Origin of the sequence: Aquimarina macrocephali JAMB N27, from assembly GCF_000520995.1 — a bacterium.
In the GTDB taxonomy this organism is placed as follows: domain Bacteria; phylum Bacteroidota; class Bacteroidia; order Flavobacteriales; family Flavobacteriaceae; genus Aquimarina; species Aquimarina macrocephali.
In genome coordinates, this window is sequence record NZ_JACA01000013.1 from 19,644 (window position 1) to 42,358 (window position 22,715).

The 22,715-nt window shown below is 35.4% G+C and carries 8 protein-coding genes; all 8 read right to left on the bottom strand.

Translation table 11 applies throughout. The features are described from left to right. Positions 1-113: 113 nt before the first annotated feature. The 8 genes from Z054_RS0109515 to Z054_RS0109545 all read right to left on the bottom strand — a co-directional run bounded on the left by Z054_RS0109515 (position 114) and on the right by Z054_RS0109545 (position 22,463). Positions 114-944 (bottom strand): SRPBCC family protein, encoded by an 831-nt coding sequence (locus Z054_RS0109515; RefSeq protein WP_024769842.1) that lies wholly within the window; start codon positions 942-944, stop codon positions 114-116. Positions 945-1,030: 86 nt separating this feature from the next. After that, positions 1,031-2,299: a GMC family oxidoreductase N-terminal domain-containing protein gene (locus Z054_RS0109520; protein ID WP_024769843.1), complete on the bottom strand. Its 1,269-nt coding sequence runs from the start codon at positions 2,297-2,299 to the stop codon at positions 1,031-1,033. A 216-nt stretch (positions 2,300-2,515) separates the two neighbouring features. Further along, positions 2,516-3,403 carry an outer membrane lipoprotein-sorting protein gene (locus Z054_RS0109525; RefSeq protein ID WP_024769844.1) on the bottom strand — a complete coding sequence of 296 codons (888 nt, stop codon included), beginning with the start codon at positions 3,401-3,403 and terminating at the stop codon, positions 2,516-2,518. 61 nt (positions 3,404-3,464) lie between these two features. Continuing rightward, entirely contained in the window at positions 3,465-3,596 is a 132-nt protein-coding gene (locus Z054_RS32580; RefSeq protein ID WP_262482427.1) for a hypothetical protein, read from the bottom strand. Positions 3,597-3,672: 76 nt separating this feature from the next. Further along, entirely contained in the window at positions 3,673-6,252 is a 2,580-nt protein-coding gene (locus tag Z054_RS0109530) for an efflux RND transporter permease subunit (RefSeq protein WP_024769845.1), read from the bottom strand. A gap of 90 nt (positions 6,253-6,342) precedes the next feature. Next, the gene (locus Z054_RS0109535) at positions 6,343-10,140 is read right to left on the bottom strand and encodes a beta-ketoacyl synthase N-terminal-like domain-containing protein (protein ID WP_024769846.1); all 3,798 of its coding nucleotides are present in this window, start codon (positions 10,138-10,140) and stop codon (positions 6,343-6,345) included. Beyond that, positions 10,137-11,906 (bottom strand): aminotransferase class III-fold pyridoxal phosphate-dependent enzyme, encoded by a 1,770-nt coding sequence (locus Z054_RS28185; RefSeq protein ID WP_024769847.1) that lies wholly within the window; start codon positions 11,904-11,906, stop codon positions 10,137-10,139. Before Z054_RS28185 ends, Z054_RS0109535 begins: the two co-directional genes overlap by 4 nt. Before the next feature lie 15 nt (positions 11,907-11,921). After that, complete coding sequence (locus Z054_RS0109545) at positions 11,922-22,463, bottom strand: SDR family NAD(P)-dependent oxidoreductase (protein ID WP_024769848.1); 10,542 nt, start codon at positions 22,461-22,463, stop codon at positions 11,922-11,924. Between the last annotated feature and the right edge of the window lie 252 nt (positions 22,464-22,715).

A 22,715-nucleotide genomic window follows, 5' to 3' on the forward strand; every position in this document is an offset into this window, starting at 1 on the left:
TATATTACTAACAACATCAGGTTTTCTATTAAGATAGAGAGCTTCCTCATAAGCCAGTATTGCCTATGATCTACAAATTCAGAAGTCAAACTGGGGGTTTTATATCAGGTTCTTTATATCATCATCTCTTCAGGCTGATTAACTTCCTGAACATAATCAACCTTAGCATTACGATATTTTTCTTTATCTAATATCTTGGGCATTTTTGCAAACGCATAGGGTAGCATACTAGGGATTAACCAATTAGCTAATGCGTATGGAAAGTAACCTCCTGGATCAACTGCATCGTATACAAATTCATATTCTACTTCACCATTCTTTAAAGGAGTGTATCGCCATCTATTATGCATTTTTGTCACCCGATGACAACGTTTATTAACGGGTAGTTTATCTGGTGCAGCTACAAAATTGAATTTCATTTCTTTACTAACAGGGTCTTGTGAAAATTCGGATTTAACTACAAATTCTCTATGCTTGAAAGGAGGAAAAAGTTTTTGTTTAAAAGTATAATACACCTGTTTTGGATCTGCTCCATCCAGCTTTGGGTCTGATCCATTTATATAGTATGAATCAAACATACCCACATCTTTTGCTGCATCAGGATTTCGCATAAGCGTTAAAATACTTGCTAATTTGGCTTTAAGTCTTCCCACTATTTTAATTTTCAACCAAGTTTCTCCGGGGACTTTTAAAGTATACACCACCATTCCTTTCTTATCTGATTTCATTTTCCATTCGCCAGAACCTGAATTTTTCCAAAGGGAATGAATTGAACTTATAATAAAAGTAAGTAGTAATATTTCAACAAAAACTAATACAATTATTCCTAATTGTCCTTCTAAAAATTGATCCCATACAAAAGGTGCCGTAATTGCAACAGCAATGCTTAATAGTGTTAGCCCTAGTAAAAAACCATTGGTTTTATTTTTTTCTGAATTTTTCATGTCATTTATAATTTTTAGTGTAATAAATCAAAACTGTATGTTTCAAATAGTTTTGAACTTATTCAGATGGTTAAATATTTATTTTTTTAAAGAGAAGTTGCCAAATTTCTGGCCAAATATTTGGCCAGGCAAACAAGTGTAAGAGTTGGTGTTATTCTTTCGTTTTCGGGTAATATGGAACCATCGCAAACGTACAAATTGCTATACTCAGTCTGAAGCTTCTCATCGATATGTTCCTTAATTTTGATTGTTCCCAGAGCCCCCCCGGATATAAGATCGGTTTTAAAAATTTTTCTAGCTCCAGCATTTTTTAATATTTCATTAGCCGCTTCCATTCCTTTCTCTAATCGCCGGTGATCATTATCCGTCAACTCTTTATGATATTTTCCATTTTCAGTGAGTTCACCTCCAACTGGTTCTTTGATCTTAACAGTGATTCCAATATGTTTTGGGTATGATGCTATACGTAAAGGCTTACCCGAGACGAGCATCCCTACATTGAATAGAAAGCGATGAAAATTGGCATCCATCAATTCAATATCATCGTCCAACTTTCCCCCCATACAACCACAGAAGTTTTCTTCTGACGAAAGGTCTGGGACTTTTCCTATAAGGCCAATACTTGGATTAATGTAAAAACCATGATTCACTACATTTTTGACTCCGCTATTTTTAAGAATAATGGGAGTGGCCAAAGAACCAGCTGCAAGAATTATTTTTTCTCCATATGCTTTAAATACCTTCTTTTTTTTCCCAATATAGTATTCAACACCAATAGCCTTTTTATTATCAAGTATAGCTTTAGAAACAGTAGCTTGATTAACCAAAATTGCTCCATTTCTAAGAGCATCTTCTACATAGGTTCTAGCTTTCCATTTTACTTCATAATAATTTTTGTGATTGAATTTTGACTGATCTACCAACATCAACTTCTTTTCCCAGTCATAACCTAACTGTCTGGCACTTTCACCTAATCTTTTTGCCTGACTACCAATTAATCCATCCGAAATTTCGGCAACTGGTAATTCTTTACGGGCTTGTTCTAGATCTTCGGTAAGATCTATTCCTAAATTCTTGAAAGTTTCTATAGGTGGCAGATCTGCTACGGCAAGATACATAGCTGTTGTACCTCCGGTAGTAAAAGCTCTTAAATCTTTCAGTTTATCTGCAACACGTACTTCGTTAGAAATTTTGGCATATCCCATAATGGATTCTTTAAGAGGTGCATTTCCTCCTCGTTCCAGGATCAAGACTTTTTTATTTTGTCTGCTTAATTCTTTTGCAATTGTGGCACCGCAAGTTCCTGAACCTACGACAATAGCATCATAATGCCCCTCATTGTTTGAATGTTTCATATGTACTATTCCTTATAAAGTTTCTATGAGTTTGTGGTGAATTGGCAACTATAAAATGTGAATGAATTATGGTTCTGTATACTGATAACTACCCGTTATCAGTATACATTTTACTTTTGACTATCAGCCTATTACATCAAATGGTTTTATAACCTGACTATACATTCTAAAGTTTACTATCGCTCCTTTTGTCAAGCTTTTTATATATCTGTATTACTATTTTAAGTTATTACGAAGTCTGATTAAATTCCGTTCTCTAAACGTAAAATCTTCCAAAGTCCTTGTACTTAAAAAATCATCCGAAATTTCTTGATCAAAGGCTACCGAAATCATATTCATGATACTTATCGTGCGAGTGGCAAGGTTATTTATAGTTAATCGCCTTGCGATCCAAACGTTATCAATTTCTTCAATTTTTGACATGGTCATCTGTTTATAATGGTCTCCATGAACATATAAGTTCTTCTTTAAACTGATATATCTTTCTTTATCTATCCATGATACTGTTTTACTATATTTTGATTTTTTCGCCCTTTCTGCTGTAGGCGTATACTCAATAACCCAGACCTCACGTCCCTTATAGCTTTCTTCTTTCAAAATCTTGAAATTATATTCATCAACTTTTAAGTCCTCCATATCTTCAAGAGAGAATTCAGACCCAAAAAAACTTCCGCTACTATCATTACTATCACTGCTCGATGCCAGGCGCTTAACTTTACTCAATTCTGGCAAATAGATCCAACTATCGTTATCCTTGCCAAGCTCACCATACTCATAGGTCAACATACCTACTCCCTGTTCTTTTTTAGGTTCAATTATAATGGAGACCGATCGGCTATCCTGATGGTTTTCTCCATAATTTTTAGCAACACTCTCCAGCAATTTCTTTCTTGCTTCTTCGGTGCATACAATTCTTTTATTTGATACAGTATATTTACAGGTCGATAATTTTATTCTCTGAACTGATGTGTTAAAGGATTCTTTGGCTACTTTTTGCACCTTTATCATGATATCTTTTGCCGACTGGGTTGGCAATATCTTTTTTGAAAACGACGATATCAAAACGGTCACAACAACCAATAAAACAATCTGCTTTTTTTTCATTATTTATTTATTTAGGTTGAAAAAAATTTTAATAATAAACTATAAGGTTAAACAACCTTTGCTACAGATAATCAAACCATATCCACAAGAGTAATACGTTGTTGGTCTTGGCTCCTTTAAACAAAAGCCAAAAGAAAACACCGGTTGCTCTGGTTGTTCTCCTATTGGTCAAATGACCAAAATGGTTTTCCATTTATTACCTTGTATTAAGTCAAATTATGTAAATACTGGAGGGTTTCCATTTTACCTTTTTATGACTTTACTTAGAGTCATTTTTGCACTACCATTTTTCTTTGAAATTTTGGTTTACCTTTCTTTTGAAATTTTGGCTTGAAGACCAAAATTAACGCTGGTAATAAGAAAAGATCACACATTAAAGCTGAAAAGATCGCAATTGAACCAAATTTTCCAACATTTGCTGTTCCCTCCATAGCTGAAAAGGATAATATACCGAAGCCTAATCCTAAAATTAAACTTGTAAAAGTAACTGCCTGACCAACTTCTTTTATGGTATGATACAAAGCTTTTTTAATATCTCCATCTGCCACTAGCTTATCTCGATAATGACTGATAAAATGTACAGTGTCGTCTACAGAAATACCAACTACCACCGGAAGTAACAACAGTATATCTATATCTACAGATCGCCCAGTCAATCCCAACAACCCTAAGGTTAACATTGATGGAATAAGGTTAGGGATAATCGCTATCAAGCCTCCCTGTATAGATCCAAAAACGAAAATTAAGACTATGGTCACCGCTATCAGTACCATAATAATGTCCTGTAATCCATTACTAACAATAACCTGCACAAACCTCATATTCATAGGAAGCGCTCCTGTTATTGATACTCTGGTGTCGGGGTAGTATTGTTTGAGTGCTCCTACTGCTTCATCAATATCCTTTTGCATACCATCGTATATGTTTAAATATTTAAGAGAACCAACATTATATAATTGTACAGAAATGTGAGATTTACTGTAATTGTCAGAAACTTGTTTTCTACGATCTTCTGGGTTTGCCAGGTTAAAAAGAAAAAGGGTTTGGGATAAAGCATTTTGATTGTCGGGAATAATATACATCTCTTCCTTTTCTTCATTCAATGTTTTATTGGCCTTTTTTACAACTTCTACCAAAGATGATGTTCTAACAACTACATCACTATATTTAGTTTCTAACTTTCGTTGTAATTCATCAATTGTATTAAGTACAAATGGATTTTCAAATGCGTTTGTCTTGGATAAGTCCAGGTAAATTTCCATATTCAGACTTCCCATCATTTTTTTGTCAATAATTTCCGCAGATTCTCTATAAGGACTACCTTCGACAAATTGGTTAGCGATGTTAGTATCTATTTTAAGTACAGTTACGCCATAAATATTTATTCCTAACACTAGCAGAAATAACAAAATAATACTAATAGGATTCTTTTGCACTATAGACGGTACACTATTCAATCTTTTTTGTAAAAACATGGAAAAATTGGGTAGGTACTTTCCTGTCGATAACCTGAATTTCTTTTTTTGTTGTGTATTTTCCCTTCCAGGTGCCCACACATCCAATAATAAGGGCAAAAAGAAGATGGTAAGAATACAAGCAAAAGCTACACCCGCCGCAGACATAATACCGAAGACCTGAATACGCGGAATTGGAATCAGAAAACAAGCTAACATACCTATTATATTAGTAAACGCAGTCAATACAATTGCTTTATTAGTTGATGCAAATACTTTTTGTATTGATGTTTTTCTGTCATTTCCCTCATTTCGGAAATATACGTAGCCCGAAAATATGTGGGCGGCATCACATACTCCAACGGTTAGGATCAACATGATCGTTAGCATTAAAAAGACTGTTACTTCTACACCTAACCAACCTGCTAAACCAACGGTCCATACGGCACTTATTATAACTATTAAAAGTGACCAGGCTACCGCACTAAATGAGCGGATAAAAAACCATAACAGAATAGATATTATCAATAAAAGCCCTAAATAAATCGGGCCTGCTTCTTTAATAGCTATAGCTTGCTGTTCGTAGGCCAGAGGAGCATTTCCTACTGCATAGTATTCTAAATGCTTTTTATATTCAGGTTTTCCCAAGATGGTATTGATTTCCTCCATTAAAGGAACCAATTCACTTAAGTCTGCACGTTTAAAACGAACTCTTTCTTCGCTTTTTTTGATTTCATTCATATCGGCAACAACCATTTCATCCATTTCCAGAGTATCCTCAAGTCCTTCTTCTGTAACAATAGATGATTCCTCTTCCAGTAGCTCAGTCCCAAAGTCAGTTTCAATAAGCATTCCCCCATACTTCATATCCTTTGAAAAGAACAGTAATGGAAAAGACTTCTGAGATTGCGCAAGTTTACGAATCTCTTCTATATCCTCTTGTCTAGTTGGGACATTATCCCCTACCAGTTTTCGGGAAACCAATACATCGCCTTCTGCTGTTAAAACAGAAGCGTTAACAAGAGTGTTGACTTTAACAATATGTTTTAGCGCTGTTGAATCATCATTATGCTTTGTTTTGAGAATATCCTCGCGGATTTTCTTTATCACCTCCAAAGATTTAGTAGAAAACACATCCCCATCTAAAGGTTTATAGGCTATGTAAACTCCTTCATTACTTCCAAATTCTGCCTTAAACTCATCCATCGCTACCAAAACCTCATCATTTTCCGGAAACCATCCTTCAATAGTCATATCAAATTTGGTCTTTGGCACCCCCAAAAATGTAAATATTGTAATAGCCACAAAAGCTAACCAAATAATCAATCTTCTTTTCCGAACCATTTGTGTAACATTTTCGAAAAAATTTGTTTTGGATGTTAAGTTCTTGCTCATAACTAGGTGTATTACATGTTTAAACAGTAATCCAATAGATCTTAATTTCTACTGGTATCGGTTGATTGTATGCTATCTATTTTTAGTCTACTAATGCTTTTGAAGTACTTTTTGCTTTATGGTAGGTTTCTTTGATGTAGTCTTATTGAAAAAAGCATTTATTTTTCTAGCAATTTTTTTGCTATTATCCTTATCAATAATTGAAAAATGGTTAGCGTCAATAGGGTTGATAAGGACAGGCTTATGCAGTAATTCATTCCAACCATAATCTTCAGGAGCATTTTTATATACATCTGTATAACCCTCTGTGGCTTTAAAGAGTAATATTTCTACTTCTTCTGGTAATTTTGAAGGTTCATAAGCACGGCAATATTTATCATTGGCGATCGTGGTATAGATACTTGTAGCCAATTGTTCTTTCGGAAAATTAAACCCCAGATCCTTGACGTTATCATATATATAATCAACAATTTCATTTTCAGAAACCTGCTTAAGTTGCTCTGCATCCAAGATCACATTCTGGCCAGATGCGTTAATGAAGATAGATTTAATCCCCTCTACTAAATCATCAATCATATGACCACTTTCCTTTGTAGGAGACATACAGTCTACAAGTATTAAAGCTTCTACGGTTTCTTTTTGATCTAATAAAATCCTAGTCATTTCATAGGCAATTGTACCACCATTAGAAAATCCTAATAAACGATACGGACCAGTTGCCTGTACTTCTTTAATCGCTTCTATATTGGCTTTAGCTATAGCCTCTACACTATCAAGTGTAGTATTTTCTTTTATAATCCCTACCGGTTCTAAACCATAGAATGGTTGTTTTATCCCCAATGCTGAAATAAGATGTTGCAGGGTTATTACGTTCCCATCTGCACCAGGAACTGCAAAAACAGGTCGTTTCTTACCTTTTACTTGCATGGGCACCAATGTTTTGCGCATCAATTTAGATACTACCTCGTTAGGTTTTGATTCTGTTTTTCCTATACTTTTGCTCTCATACTCCTTATCATTAGTAACTTGTATTTTTTGAGCTTTTTCCAAATAGTTCTCCACTAAATATTGGGTAAGGGTTTTAATTTCTGAATTATTGAATAAAATAGCTGGTGATATATTAATTTCCAATAAATCATTGACTTGAGCGATCATGGTTATCAGACCAATAGAATTCATCCCCAGGTCTAAAAAACTGCTATCATCAGGAATTTTTTCAATTGGTTTGTTTATTTGAAGTGATATCTCATGTTTCAGAAAAAGCTCTATTTTTTCGGCGGGTTTCATGAGATTATTTTCCACACCGTTATCAGACCTGAAAAAGAACCACTCAGCCTGTATGGGATTTTCGTTAATTACTTCAATCTCGTTATCTTTTATACTTTTTGGTACTGATTGTTTTTCCTTAGCCTCTGATTTTTCTATAGTACCTATATCGATCCAATATTTCTCTTTAGCAAAAGGATAATCTGGTAAGGATACTAAGCGCGTATTTTTGTCTTTCCAAACTTTTGTCCAATCTATAAGAAGACCACTAGTCCAAAGTTGTGCAAGTTGCTCCCACTGCGAAGCCTTTAAACTTTGTTCAATCATGGTACTTATCATATCTTTTGTTAAGATTTTGATTATTCCATTTTCTTTATTGAGATTGATATTTCCATAAAAGATTCCTTCCTTTTCCAGCGATATTTCCTTATCTGAATTTTTGACCATGATCAACTTTTCAAGCAAATCTGCATGCGAGGAAGCTACTATGGATAACCTTTCATCCATGGCATCACGACCTACCTGCAAAGTATAGATCAAATCCTCAAAAGATAAATCAGCTTTAGTATTAGATAAATAATCAATGTAGCTATCAATGTATTCATTCAAACGTTCATCATCTTTCGCAGAAAGAATAAATAACTGAGATGATGTGGTAGTTTCTATTTTGGATACAGGCTCTTTAGTAGGGTATTCTTCCAAAACGATATGCAAATTAACTCCGCTATCTGCAAAGGAATTAAGTCCTGCTCTAATTGGAGTATCATTATGTTTGCGTAACATATCAAAAGGCAACTCCTTATTAGCTATGTATAAAGGATGAGACGGGTTATCAATATCTAGAAAGGTGTTTATCTTTTTCCCAGATATGGTCATTGGAAACTTTTTATGATACAGTGAAAGTGACAGTTTAATAAAGCTAGCCAATCCACTAACGGCTTCCAGATTTCCTATATTTCCTTTTACACTACCTAAAGCGCATTTTTTTTCTTTTGATTTATCTCCTATAAATGCATTTTTAATCCCCTCGTATTCAAAGGAATCTCCCCATTTTGTGGCATATCCATCAACTTCGATGTAGTTTATTGACTCAGGGGTTATTGCGGTTTTTTTATAGCAGTTGGTTATGACATTAGTAATCGCCTCATGTTTAACTTCTGACAAAAATCTGGCATTACCTCTATTGTTCTGATGACTGCCTTTGATAACACCATAAATTCTATTATTATCTCTTTTGGCATCATCCAATCTTTTTAAAACAACTGCCGCCACCCCTTCTCCTCGGGTAAAACCATTAGCATCATCATCAAAAACTCCACACGTTCCGGTCGGTGATAACATACCATATTGTGATAATGAGATGTAGTCATCTGCAAATAAATTTAAAGACACACCTCCTACGACCGCTGTACTACTTTCATTATTGAGCAATGAGTAATATGCTCGATTAATCGCTACTGCAGAACTGGCACAATTAACATTTATTGACTCACTGGGACCACAAAAATCAAATAAAAATGAAAGCCTGTTTGCCAGGTAATATGTAGGGCTTGAAGACGTGAAAACAGGTCCATATTTGCCTACCTGTATTTTATTTATGTTCTTTCTTAGATAATTTTCATATTCTGAGTATTCATATGCAACATATATAGCCGTATCAGATCCGGCTAATTTTTTAGGCGCTATCCCGGCATCCTGAAATGCTTTATAGACTTCTTGCATCAGCAACCTCTCCTGAGGGTCTATTAATATCGCTTCTTCTGGGTCAAGGTTAAAAAATTTCGGATCGAAACAATCTACATTATTGATCAATGCTCCCCATTTAGAAACAGTCTTACCTGGAGATGTTAATTCTTGATAGTAATCTTCCCAATTCCATCTTGACTTTGAAATTTCCTGAATGCTATTTTTGTTATTCATTAGGTTTTCCCAAAATGTCTGAATATTAGGGGCATCCGGAAAATTACAGCTAAGACCTACAATGGCTATATCGCAGGTTTGGGATGATGGTTTAGTTGTTACTTTTGCAACAGGCATCTGTTTTTCTATTCCATTGAAGTCGTTCTCATTACTTTGATGAAGATTGTTGTAATAATCCATCATATCATCAATATGATGAGTCAATAAAACGTCAACAATTTCATCAACCGACCTAAATGAACGGTATGATAGATCTATATTATACCTTTGATTTATAAAATGTAATAACTCATGATAGGATTCCTTGACCGATCTTCTATCCCTAAATTTGCGACTTCTTGCCGAGACAGAATTAATACCTTTTTTAACCGAAGTACTTTTGGTTCCTAATTCTTTTTGTGTTTCTGATGGGTTATTTGTATCGGATATGTTGCCGATATTATCATTATTCACAGGAATTATTTCTTCTTCCAGTAAATCAGCCAGTTCTTTAGTAGTATTTACATTTACAAATTTTGAAGGAGATAGTGTAATACCGAAGTTATGGGATATTTTATTGATCAATTCCATAGAAATAATAGAATCAATACCAAAATCTTCGAACTTGGCATTAACATCTAGTTTCCCTGCAGGAAGCCGCAATGTTGCTTCAAAAATCTTTGTAATCTCTTGTAAAATATTCTGAGTTGTTGCTACCGTCATATCGTTACTTCTTTTTCCTGGAAATTGTTCAAATCAGAAATAATTAATTTCCTTAGTTTTTCCATTTGATCATTTTTTATAGATTCTTGCTCCGGATCGTTTCTCATATCGGGAATGTCCGGTATTGCCGACTGGATATTTTCTTCAATTTCATCTTCTTCAATACTATCAGACACATAAAAGAAATTTTCCTTCAACAGTGTATCAATGCTTTTCTTTACAATTCTTATAATGGATTTTATATCTTTATCGGAGTGAGCTACAGTAAGAAAACAATTGCCCGAAGGGCTGGTTTCGACACCATTCATTCTCATCAATACGAAAACGAACTCCTTCACCACTCCATTGGGGTCATCTAGAAATTTAAACCTAAATAATGAGCTGAAATATTCAATTATCAATGGTACCTTTTTTACTTTAAAAAAAGAATTCAACTCTTCACACATGAGTCTAGTTTTTTCATTTAATTCTTGTAGAAAGCATGAGTTAGAATCACAAGTTTCATTTTCTGAGGTTGAACACCTTTTTTTAATTTCAGTGAGTATCGAAAGTGTAGAAGCTAGCTTAATAGGATTTCTTGTATGCGTCCCGGCCATAAGTGCTTTTTTAACACTCGGCATAGAGTTATCATCATAATCAAACACTCCACCGTCTACATAATTCATGTATTTAGTAAGTCCGGCGATCATTCCTGAAGGCATACCACCAGCAGGGATTTTTCCATAAGTAGCAAGATCTCCTTTAATCTTCCAAAGACCTTGCACTCCGTTACAACAAACCCTAAATCCAGTGATCATTTCATCCATAACCAACAAGATGTTTTTTTCAAGGGTCAGCTTACGTACTTCTTTCAGGAAGTCAATAGGCTGGTTAGCCGGGTTTCTAGATTGTACTGGTTCTACCAAAACACCCGCAATTTCATCTGCTCTATCTTCTATAATATTAAGGTCGTCCATGTTTCCGTAATCCAAGACAATAAGCTCATCGGCAAATTCCTGGATCATTCCCAGTCCCATTGCTATGCTATTGCCAAACTGATCTTTGGCTGCAAGTACTGTATCAGATAATCCATGATACGCTCCTTCAAAAATTACTATTTTTTTCTTTTGAGTAGCTGCTCGAGCTATCCTTATTGCCCACATAACTGCCTCTGTTCCGGATTGTGTAAAAAGAACCCTTTCATGGCCTGTAAGTTCACTAAAAAGTTTGGTTGCCTGAGAAAGCTCTTCTGTATACCCTACCAAAGGATACCCTTTATCCAACCGTTTTGAGATAGCCTCTTTTATAAAGGCTGGTTGATGACCAAATAAGTTAACCCCATTATCACTGGCTATATCAATATATTTATTATCGTCAATATCATAAAGATATGCTCCATCACCCTTACTATAAGTTAGATGAAATTGTAAACGCTTTAAGGCTTTTTTCAATCCTCCAGTTCTTCTTTGATCTACAAAATACTCCTGGCACTTAGATGCGTTCTCTTTGGATTTAGGTGCAGTTCTTTCTAGTTTCTGAGCCATTTGATCAATGAATCCCTTATGTTCTTCATTTAATTGAAGCTCGGTCACTGCTTTAAGTGTATTATCTTTTTTATCAGAAAAATTATTCTCCACCATATTCACACTATTTGATAAATGTGTTTTTAGTTTAGAAACCATATAATTTTTCTCATTTTCAGGTAATTCTTCAAAGAATTTTAAAGCTTCTTTCTTCTCTATTTTCTTTGAAACAATCTTTTCCAATATATCGTCGATTACTGTCATGACTTTACTTTTCCTTTAGTATACATCTTTTAATAATTTATCAAAACTAGCATCAGAATCCACTATCTCAGCGTATTCTGTCTGGTTTGAATCATAATTTTGCACGGCATTTACTAACATTTCAAAATTCTTATATGAACCTTTAATCGATCGTTTATGTAAGGTGTTGTCAAATGCCAGAGACTTCATCTTAATACATACCTTACCCGATTCATCAGTAAGATCAATATCCACTTTAACCGTATTATCCTCTGGTTTGCTTCCTTTTGAATAACGAACCCAGGCGTACAATTCTCTATCGCAGGGAGAAAATAATGTCATAGATCTTATTCCGAATGGTAATAAGGGTTGGTTTAATTGCGGATCCAGATCGGTCAATAAGCCAATTGCTAATTGAAATGAGCTTTCCAGAATACTTGGATGAAGAGTATAACTTTCATAATTATCTTCTACAGTTTTTGGTAAACTTAACCGAGCAAGTATTTGATCTTCTCCCTTATAAAAGGCTTTTATTCCTTTAAGAGAAGGACCATAACTCATATCCATCTGCTCTAAAATGTCATACAGTTTTTCAGGATCCAGTGGTTCTGCTGCGAAGTGAGTTTTGAGTTGCATTATATCAAGTTTTGTTGAAGCCTGATCTCTTCCTGGTGCAACTTGTCCTTGACAATGAATTATTTCTTTTTCTCCTTCAGTACTATAAATTTCATAGTCAACTCCTTTGTAATCATTTTCAAAAAGGGATATGTTGACTTCCCTTTTTTCTTTAAAAGTAAGCAGGTGTTCCCATGAAGTATTTTGTAACTCCAGAATTATCGATTCATTAAAATCTGGCATCGCTTTTTCTACTGCTACATAGGCCATTTCCAAATAGGTAGTAAGAGGCATCACATTTTGCTCTTGTATCTTATAATCTTTTACAAAAAATTCTTTGCCACTGAAGATTGAAGTATAGCATTGCTGACTTAGTGTCGAAGAATTATAATGTAACAACGGATGAAGTTTTTCAAATTCTCCATTAGATTTTGACTTTTCACTATCAGCCAGATTAAACCAGTATCTCTCACGTGCAAAAGGATATGTTGGCAAACTAATGCGTCTGGGGATTGCCTCTTTATAAAGTTGCATCCAATCAATATTAATGCCTTTTACCCAAGCTTCAGTTAAGTTAGAATAACTCTTATCCCTAAAGTACTTGTCTATTAGTGTTTCTGAAGAGTCATTATTTCCTTCTGAATCTATAAAATCTGAACTGTTATTTTGTTTAACCCTTCCGTAGAAAACATCTTCTATATTTTCTTTTTGACTTAGATAAACGGAAAGTTTTTCTTTCAATTGTTCGGTTGAACTTACAACTAGTCCCAAACGTTCAGCCATCTCATCCCTACCGATTTGTAGTGTAAAAGCAAGATCCGAAAGATTATCATTATGTTTTTCTACGTGGTCGTATAACAATTGAGCATATACTTTAAGTCGATCTTCGGTTTTTGCAGAAAGCACAATGATATGTGGTTCCTTTGATTCAACTGGTGAATGATCTTCTTTCGGAATATATTCTTCTAAAACGATGTGAGAATTTGCTCCGCCAAAACCAAAAGAGCTTACTCCCGCTCTTCTGGGTAAGGTATTATCTTGATCATCTTTTATAGTTTCCCAGTTCTGTGTTTTATCCACGATGTACAGCGGACTTCCTTTAAGGTTGATGTATGGATTAAGTTCTTCAAAGTGGAGTGTTCCTGGTATTTTTTTATGCTTTAGAGATAACAATACTTTCAGAACACCAGCTATTCCAGCAGCAGTCTCTAGATGACCAATATTAGTTTTTACAGAGGATAAACCACAATGAGGAGTTTCTGCTGAAGCTTTATTATGCTTTTTATATAATTCTGAAAATGTTTTATTCAGAGCCTGAATTTCAATAGGATCGCCTAAACTGGTACCGGTACCATGGCATTCGATATACCCAATTGTTGAGGGGTCAATATGAGCCTTTTCATAGGCTTCAACCAGCAAATCAGTTTGGGCTACAGGATTAGGAGCCGTAAGCATGGTAACTTTTCCTCCATGGTTTTCGGTAGTTGCTTTTATAACTGCATAAATATGATCTCTATCAGCTTCTGCTTTATCCAGAGGTTTAAGGAATATAGCTCCTGATCCCTCCCCTCGCACATATCCATTTGCACTCTTATCAAAGGTTTTGCATTTCCCATCACCGCTTAGCATACCTGCCATCCCAAATGAAATATAAGCTGCTGGGGTAAGCATTAACTGTACTCCTCCGACTATTGCCATATTACAACTTCCTGTATGTATCGATTCTATTGCCCTATGGATTGCAATCAAAGAACTGGAACATGCTGTATCAAGTGGAGCACTAGGCCCACGAAGGTTTAATAGGAAAGAAACCCGGTTAACCAATACAGAATGGGAGTTTCCTGAAGCGGTATATCCATCAAGCGGAATTTGATTATCTACTAATGAATCTGCATAATCTCTAGTCGCTACGCCAACAAATAGCCCTGTTTTGGTACCTGACAGGTCAGAAACTTTATGCCCCGAATCCTCAATAGCTTTCCAGACGGTTTCTAAAAATATTCGTTGCTGTGGATCCATCATTTCTGCTTCTCTAGGAGAAATTCCAAAGAATGATGGATCAAACTTATCTACGTCATTCATAAAACCTCCCCATTTAGAGTTGGTCTTATTTTTCTCCTTAAAAGGATCTCCGTCGTAATCTTCCCAATTCCAACGGTCTTCAGGAATTACAGAGACTAAATTCTTTTCGTTTTCCAGGTTTTCCCAAAATTCCTCTAAATCTTTTGATCCTGGCATAACCCCGCTCATTCCAACTATAGCGATCGGCTGATCAATAAAACGGCTTTCTGTGGATAATCCAATTCCCGAAGTTTGAGTATGTGATTGTTGATCCGATGCATTGCCATTCCATCCTTTATCAATGTTAAATACAACTCTCTCCCCATCAACATATTTTTCTTTTTCCGTTGAAGATTGAGTTGCTTCTTTCTTGGTGTCTGATGAAGTAGAAGCACCTGAAATTTTATGAACACCCAGTACTTCATTTTTATGTTCTCTCGAGAGAAATGTTGCGATTTCCTTAATCGAAGGATATTCAAAAAAGAGTACTGGAGTTACATCCAGTTTATAAAATTCATTGATTCGGTTTGCATAAGTTGTTAGACCTATGGAATCAAACCCCAGATCTAATAATATTTTGTCGTACGAAATATCTTCTGGATCCAGTTTCAATAATTCCATAACGATTTCAGATAGTGTACCCCGAACTATCGTGAACAATTCTTTATCTGCCTTTTGATCCACCACCTGTACTTCAGAATCAAGTGAGGTTACATCGCTTGATGATACAGGTTCAGAAATTTTCTTCTCATTAATGCCCCAGGCTCTTTCTATTTTTTCTTGTATTCCTTCTAATACTATGAATTGAGTTTTTTTGGCATGAAGACCTTTCTCAAATGCTTCCAGGCCAGTTTCAATACTTAAAGGTTTTATTCCCAGATTCTTTTTGAAGAAGAGTTCAGTTTGTTCATCCAATTTCATTCCTCCATCTGCCCACAAAGACCAATTAAGGCTTAGTGTTACTCCTGATCGTTCTCCCTTTTCCTGTAACGATTTTCGTTTACCGGCAAAGGAATCCATAAAGTGATTGGCAAATGAATAATCACACTGGCCTGCATTTCCTCCAACTGCTGCAAGGGATGAAAACGTCACAAAAAAGTCCAGGTTTTCATCTTTGGTTACTTCATCCAAATGGAGAGTTCCATATACCTTAGGAGCAAAAACCGCTTCCATTTCTTCACGTGTTTTATTTCTTATGTATGAATCTCTTAAAACACCTGCACTGTGAATGATTCCGTTGATTTCTCCAAATTTTGATTTCGTCTTTTTAATAAGGTTCTCAACATCTTTATGGGTAGAAACATCTGCTGACATATACATTACCTCGGCACCGGTTTCATTTAATTCATCTAACTTGGCTTTACGTTCACTCGAGAGTTTAGATCTACCAGTAAGCACCAATCGCGCTTTACATTGAGTGGCTAAATATTCAGCAAAAATGAGCCCCAATCCTCCTGCTCCTCCGGTAATAATATATACGCCTTTTTCTTTCAATCCCAAACCATCGGTAGGGCCAGAACCTTTAGCTTGGAGTAGAGAAAATTCTTTTACTTTTCTGATATAACGTTCTTCTTCCTGGTAACGAATAGTCATCGCACTAAAAGTATCAGGATGCAACTCTGTCAAAACTATATCCAGGATTTTATCATAAGAACTCTTTGACTGTTGGATTTCCAAGATCTTGCAATACAGTTTTGGATGTTCCATCTGAAGGGTTTTAGCAAATCCATTCATTGCTTCATGATGCGGTTGGATACTATCATTTTGCCCTAAATACAGATATAATAATTGAACATTATCGAGCTTTTGTTCGATCAGCGATTGGCATAGGATAAGGAAGGAGTAAATGCCTTTATTAAACGATCTACCTAAAAACCCTTCGTTATACTCGCCTTCTTCTTTTAATGCTATATCTATTGGCCACGCAAAACATATTTTCTTGATAATATCCTTATTCAAAGCTTCAAAAAGATTCTTAAAATCCTTATCATTTTGTGGATTAATCTTGTACCTCTGATCACTTAATTTCTCATAAGAATCTCCAGGTTCGACCAGTATAATATCGTCATCCTTCTTAAATCGATTTTTATAAACTTTTCGGAGTTTTTCATCTGGACTAAAAAGTAAAACAGGCCCTGATTCATCAAGTGTTACTTTTTCTTGTTCTAATGAAGATTCGTGCCATTCGTGAGAATAATACAGTTTTGAATATTCTTCTTCTTTGGTCTGATCCGGCTTTTCGTGAACACTAACAAGTGGAACTCCTATAGACTCCCTAATTTTTACTAGGATCATTCCGTTTTCATCCACAATAAAAACATTCACCTTAGATACTTTAGAACCAGGGTTATTTACCTTTTTGACATAACTAAAACATTTTGATTTTAGTGGTTGCATAATTTCGACTTCGCCAATTGAGTACGGTACAAACATTTCTCCGGTTTGTGCTCCTAATTGTGCTGCCATACCTGCTTGGAAAGAACCATCCACAAGGGAAGGGTGAAGCAGATAATCATTAAAATCGTTGTTTCTGATTTCTGGAATAAGAAGTTCTCCTAATATTTCATCGTCATTTTTGAAAATATCCTGAAGCACCTGAAAACTTGGCCCCAAATCCAGTCCCAGTGATTTAAAAAGTGGATATGCTTCCTTTCCATTGGTAACTTTTGAACATCTCGTACGAATTTCTTCTAAATCTATATATTCGGGTACTGCAGTCAACTCCTGATGGGTTGCGTATAGAAGTTTCCCTTGCGAATATATCTGCTTTGCATTATTTTCTTCTTCACTAAATACTTCAAAATGTACAGATTCTCCATTAGGTTTCAGTTCAATAAATACTTCTCTGGGAGCCGAATCAACTACCGTGAGTGGACTTAACCAGAGGATATTTTTAATCATTTGAACTTTTCTTCCCGTCGCAAGTTCTCCGGCTTTTCTTGCAAAATCCAGATAAGCAACACCTGGTAAAGTTGGGATCTCCGATACCAGATGATCATATATAAAGAAATCCCTGTCATGAAAAGTTTTCTTGAAAACCTGTCTTTCGAATGTCGATTCATTAGAATCGATTAACGGATGAAGGGCTGTGGTTGAATGTAAGGTAAGGTTAGATGATTCTGAAGTATCATCAGAAATCCAGTGTCGCTTATCTGCAAAAGGGTAAGTTGGCAAAGAAATCTTTACTCCTTTTTCCAGAGCTTGTATTCCTTGCCAATCTGCAAGAAATCCAACACTCCAGAGTTGGGCTAGTTTACTTAAATCTCCACTCTGAGATAAGAATTTAATAAACTCTTCTTTCTCCTTACGATTTAATAAACGTGTAATATTTTGACTGTTTTTTACTTCTCCAACATGCATCGTATTGTCTTGCTTGCCGTCAATAAATGAAGTAAGTTTTTGAACCAGTTCTTTTTTTGTTTTTGCAATAATAACCAGGCGATGATCAAAAGATTTTCTTCCTATTTGTAAAGTATGAGCTATATCTTTACTGTTAAGTAGTTCTTCTTCTGATAAATCTTTCTGAAGGAATGTGCGCAAGCGAACTGCTGTTTCCCGAAGTTGATTTTCATTTCTGGCCGAAAGCGGAAAGATATACTCTTTAAATTTTGAAGGTAATTCTTTTTGTTGCTCAACTGGAGTTACGTATTCTTCAATGATAATATGTGCATTGGCTCCTCCTGCTCCAAAAGAACTAATTCCTGCTCGAAGAGGGTATTGAACACCATCAATTTCCTTAGGTTTCCATTCTTTAACCGTTTGCTCTACATAGAAAGGTGAATTTTTAAAATCGATGAAAGGATTTAACTCAGAAGAATGCAGGGAAGGAACAAGTTTTCTATGTTTCATTTGCAAAAGTACCTTGTGCAATCCTACGATACCCGCTGCGGCTTCAAGGTGCCCAATATTGGTTTTTACTGAACCTATAGAGCATTCTTGTTTATCTACATTATATTCCTGAAAGGCAGTATTTAAACCCGAAATTTCGATAGGGTCACCTAGTTCTGTCCCTGTTCCGTGCGCTTCTACATAACCAATGCTTCGGGCGTCAATTTTTGCATTCTCTAATGCTGCAGTAACTACCTGTGCTTGTGATTTAGGACTGGGCACCATAAATCCACTGGTTTTTCCACCATGATTGACGGCGATACCTTTGATCACTCCGTAAACATGATCTCCGTCCTTTACTGCTTTATCAAGAGGTTTAATATAAACGGCACCAACGCCTTCACCAGCTACATAGCCGTTAGCACCTTTACCGAAGGTACGGCATACGCCATCTGCTGAAAGTGCTCCTCCACTTTTATTAATATCTATTTTACTTTGATGTACATCAAGATTAACTCCTCCTACAATGGCGCCAGAGCATTCTCCTTTATAGATTGCTTCACAGGCCAGATATAATGCACTTAGACTCGAGGAGCAAGCTGTATCTATAGGTAAACTCGGGCCAGAAAGGTTAAAAGCATACGACACGCGATTGGCAATGCCCCATAAATGTGAACTGGGACTAACAAAATTCCCTTTTAGTTTTTCTTCTGTACCGACCACCTGATAAAGTGTCCATACTGCTCCTACATAAACTCCTATATTTCGGGGAGCATTGTCGTCTATTAATGTTTCTGGGTAATAACCAGCATCTTCGAGTGTTTCCCAGGCCACTTCAAGAAAAAGCCTTTCCTGAGGATCCAGATATTCTGCTTCTCTAGGAGAGATATTAAAAAACAGCGAATCAAATTTGTCTACATCATCGATGAATCCTCCGCGGTATTTCTCTGAAAATTTATTATGAAGGCGTTGCTCAAAACGGGTATCGGGGATATCTTCAACACAATCTCTTCCTTGAACCAGGTTGTTCCAGAATTCATTCATGTTTTTGGCCTTAGGGTAACGGCCGGCTATCCCAACAATAGCAATATCTCCTGTTTGGTAAGGTTTATTACTTTGTATACCCTCATTTGCCTCAGTTTCCTTTACCTCAATATCTAGATCAGTTTGTGTAGATTTTTCTTTGGTTGCCGAATCTATTGAAGAGGCTCCAGAATTAAGTGTTTTTGAAACTACTTCTCCAGAAGGGTTATGATATTTTTTGAGTTTAAAATTGGTATAGATATTCCCAAATGTTTCTGATTGATTTTCCTCTGGTAAGATCTCAGAGATATTATTTTTTTTCTTAAAGGCTTTAATCAACCTATTGGTGATTTCCTCTATTTTTTCATGTTTTAAACCCACCGGAATGGCCAAGCGCACCAGATTATTAATTTCTGTGTCTTTTTGCATTCCTACATTATGAGCCCCTGCACGAATCCCAGTATTTAGATATAACCAGGATACAAATGACGCTACAGGGTACTTAAATGATTTAAATTCGGGAACCTGTTTAACATCAATCAATATACAGTGTCCTAATGCTGGTTGTACGACAGGAATTCCTTGTTGTTTTAAAACTCTCCAGATTGTCCGTACAGATTGTAGTCTATTACGAACTCGAGTCTCAATTTTATTCTTGTTATGAAAGGATAACGCAATGACTTTTTTATCGATTACATCAAGCCCAATGCTTTCTTCCTGAACAAAATTTTGAATTTTATTGTAGAGTTCAACATCATTTGTACCGATCAATCCTCCTTTGTCTACACAAAAATTCTTAGCCAGACTTGTAATTATAGCATCTGCATAAGAGGTCATTTCCTTTACTACATCCCAAACATTTTTACCGATAAATTCGTTTTCATGTTCCAAGATAAATAAAGCATTTTCTACAATTCTTGTAGTATCAAAAACAAGAGGAATTGCATATTCTGAAAGGAAATTTTTAACTTGTTTGAGATGCTGTAAGGATACTGGCGCTCCGCCGGCTGCATTATCATTCATCTCGATAAAAACAAAAGCCACAGACTTAGGATCTTCTTCTACTTGCTTTTTAAGAGTCTCCCAATTTAGGTTTCCTTTATATTGTTCTTCAGAATCTAGTCTGTACACCTCGGGATGTGGTAGCTCTATTGGTGTAAATCCATTTTCAATCTGATGGAAAATCGTGGTAGGAAAAAGCAAATTCTGAAGTACTTTCCCTTTTTTAGGCCAAGATTTACAAAAAGCGCGTTCTGCAGTGCGACCAGCAGTAGTTAACGTAAAATAAGAAAATGGGAAAATACTTTTTAAGCTCTCGACCAAATCTACCGGTTGTTGAAGCTGCGTATACAAAAAGCCTAACTGGTTTTGAATAGCGGGTAACTCCAATTGAGCCCACGAGTCGGTTTTCAGATCAAACGTAACCTGATCATCTGGAATATTCAATGGGTTATAACCATACTCTGATAACATAACAGATCGCTCTTCTCCTTCAATCACCAATCTGTGTTTCTCTTCCTGTTCATTTCCTTTAACCTGATTAAATTTTCCAATTGTATTTGATGTATCCTGTTTCCTTGTTTTTAGTTCTGATGCAGCAGCTTGCTTATTTAATTTGGAGAAGGTGTGATTTTCTTCATCTGAAGTTTGCATTTTCATTGGATCTGCAATCATCATAATAATGTCGGTTACATTATCAGGGTTGCTTCCTACAGGCCTAGAAAGAAATACAGTATTATGCTCTGGTCTAAATTTATTTTTGAACTGTAAATTTCCTTCATCATTAAAAATATTTTGCCCACGCAGATAATCCAGTGTTTTGTCCAGTTCAGAATCTGCATTTGATGAAGAGTCTAGTTTACAACCATACGTACCTCCTAAACTTAAAGTGGTATACTCTTCGTCTTCTAAAATTTTGATAATATTCACGATTGCAAATTCTAATCCTCCTAAGGGCATATCCTTTGGGTAGAATTCTAAATCCATTAAATACCCATTTTCTTCTGATGACAATCTTGAAATAAGGATTACGTTCTGTAGGACATCGTCAAGATATGTTAGAAAAAGCCTGTGTTCTACACTTAAATTACCAGATAGAATTTCTTCTTTAACCATATAGATGAGTGGGTTAACCATTGTCCTGGGGGCGCACCATTCATCTATAATTCTGGCAATATTTTTATCTATCTTTTTATTAGAACCATTCTGGTATTCTTCGGTTCTGCATTTTCCTGTCCTTTCAAACTTTGATACCTGATAGCGTAAACGACGCATCTTGCTTCCTTGAAGCGTGAAGTTTTTTATATTTACCCTTGACAAAACGCCAAAGGGAGTAGCAGTAAATAAAACTCCTCCAATCGAATCTATTTGTTCGACTGTGAAAAGGTTGAGTTCAAAATCATTTTTGGTACAGTATTGATATATTTCTTCTGTAATAATGGGTAGATAATCTTTGGCTCCTGTATAGCTATATACTAATATGATATCCTTATAACGGCTATAGTTAAAGTATCCCTTTTTATCGGCGCCAATAAAAAGATTAGGAGCTATATTCCTTGTACCTCTTGATGCAGAACCTTCATTCTTATGTTGATTAAAAAGCTTTTTTACTAATTCCTGTAACTCAGGATGTTTAATAGCTTCTTTTTCTAGTATAAGAATGGCCGTTTTTTGCGAAGTATTTTTTAATTGATTGTTAACTACTTCCGAAATTTCTTCGGTAGAATTTAATGTTTCCTCATCAGAATGCTCGGTTACATAACTATCATCTCCTTCTTTCTTAAATTTTTCCTGAAGTACCTCCTCATATTTATCAACGAAATAATTACTTAAATCACCAATATTGAAATTTTCGAAAAGTAAAGTTTTTGGTAAAGTTCCAAATTCCTCTTCTAATTTCTTAATAATCTGCAGAATACGAAATGAATCAATCCCTAATTCCTGAAATGGAGTAGAAATACAATTATCTCCTATTGATATTTCAGCAATTTCGGATATAAGAGATGTAAGATAACTCTCTGTTGATTCTAATAGTATTTCTTTATCTATCATTTTCTTTGTAATAACTATGAAAAAGTACCTGAATAGTTAATATTTTGCTGAGTTTTTGTAGGTGTTATACTGCAAAAACTCAACAAATACCTCTGATACTTTTTATAAAAATTTATTAATATCTATTCGTTCCCTTCCTCGAGTATAAAAGTGCTTTTTTCGTTTTAAGCAGATTTAACTTTAAGACATAAGGTGAATAGTGTTAAACATCTAGATTAACACCGAAGGGATATTTTGAAAATACAGGGAGTG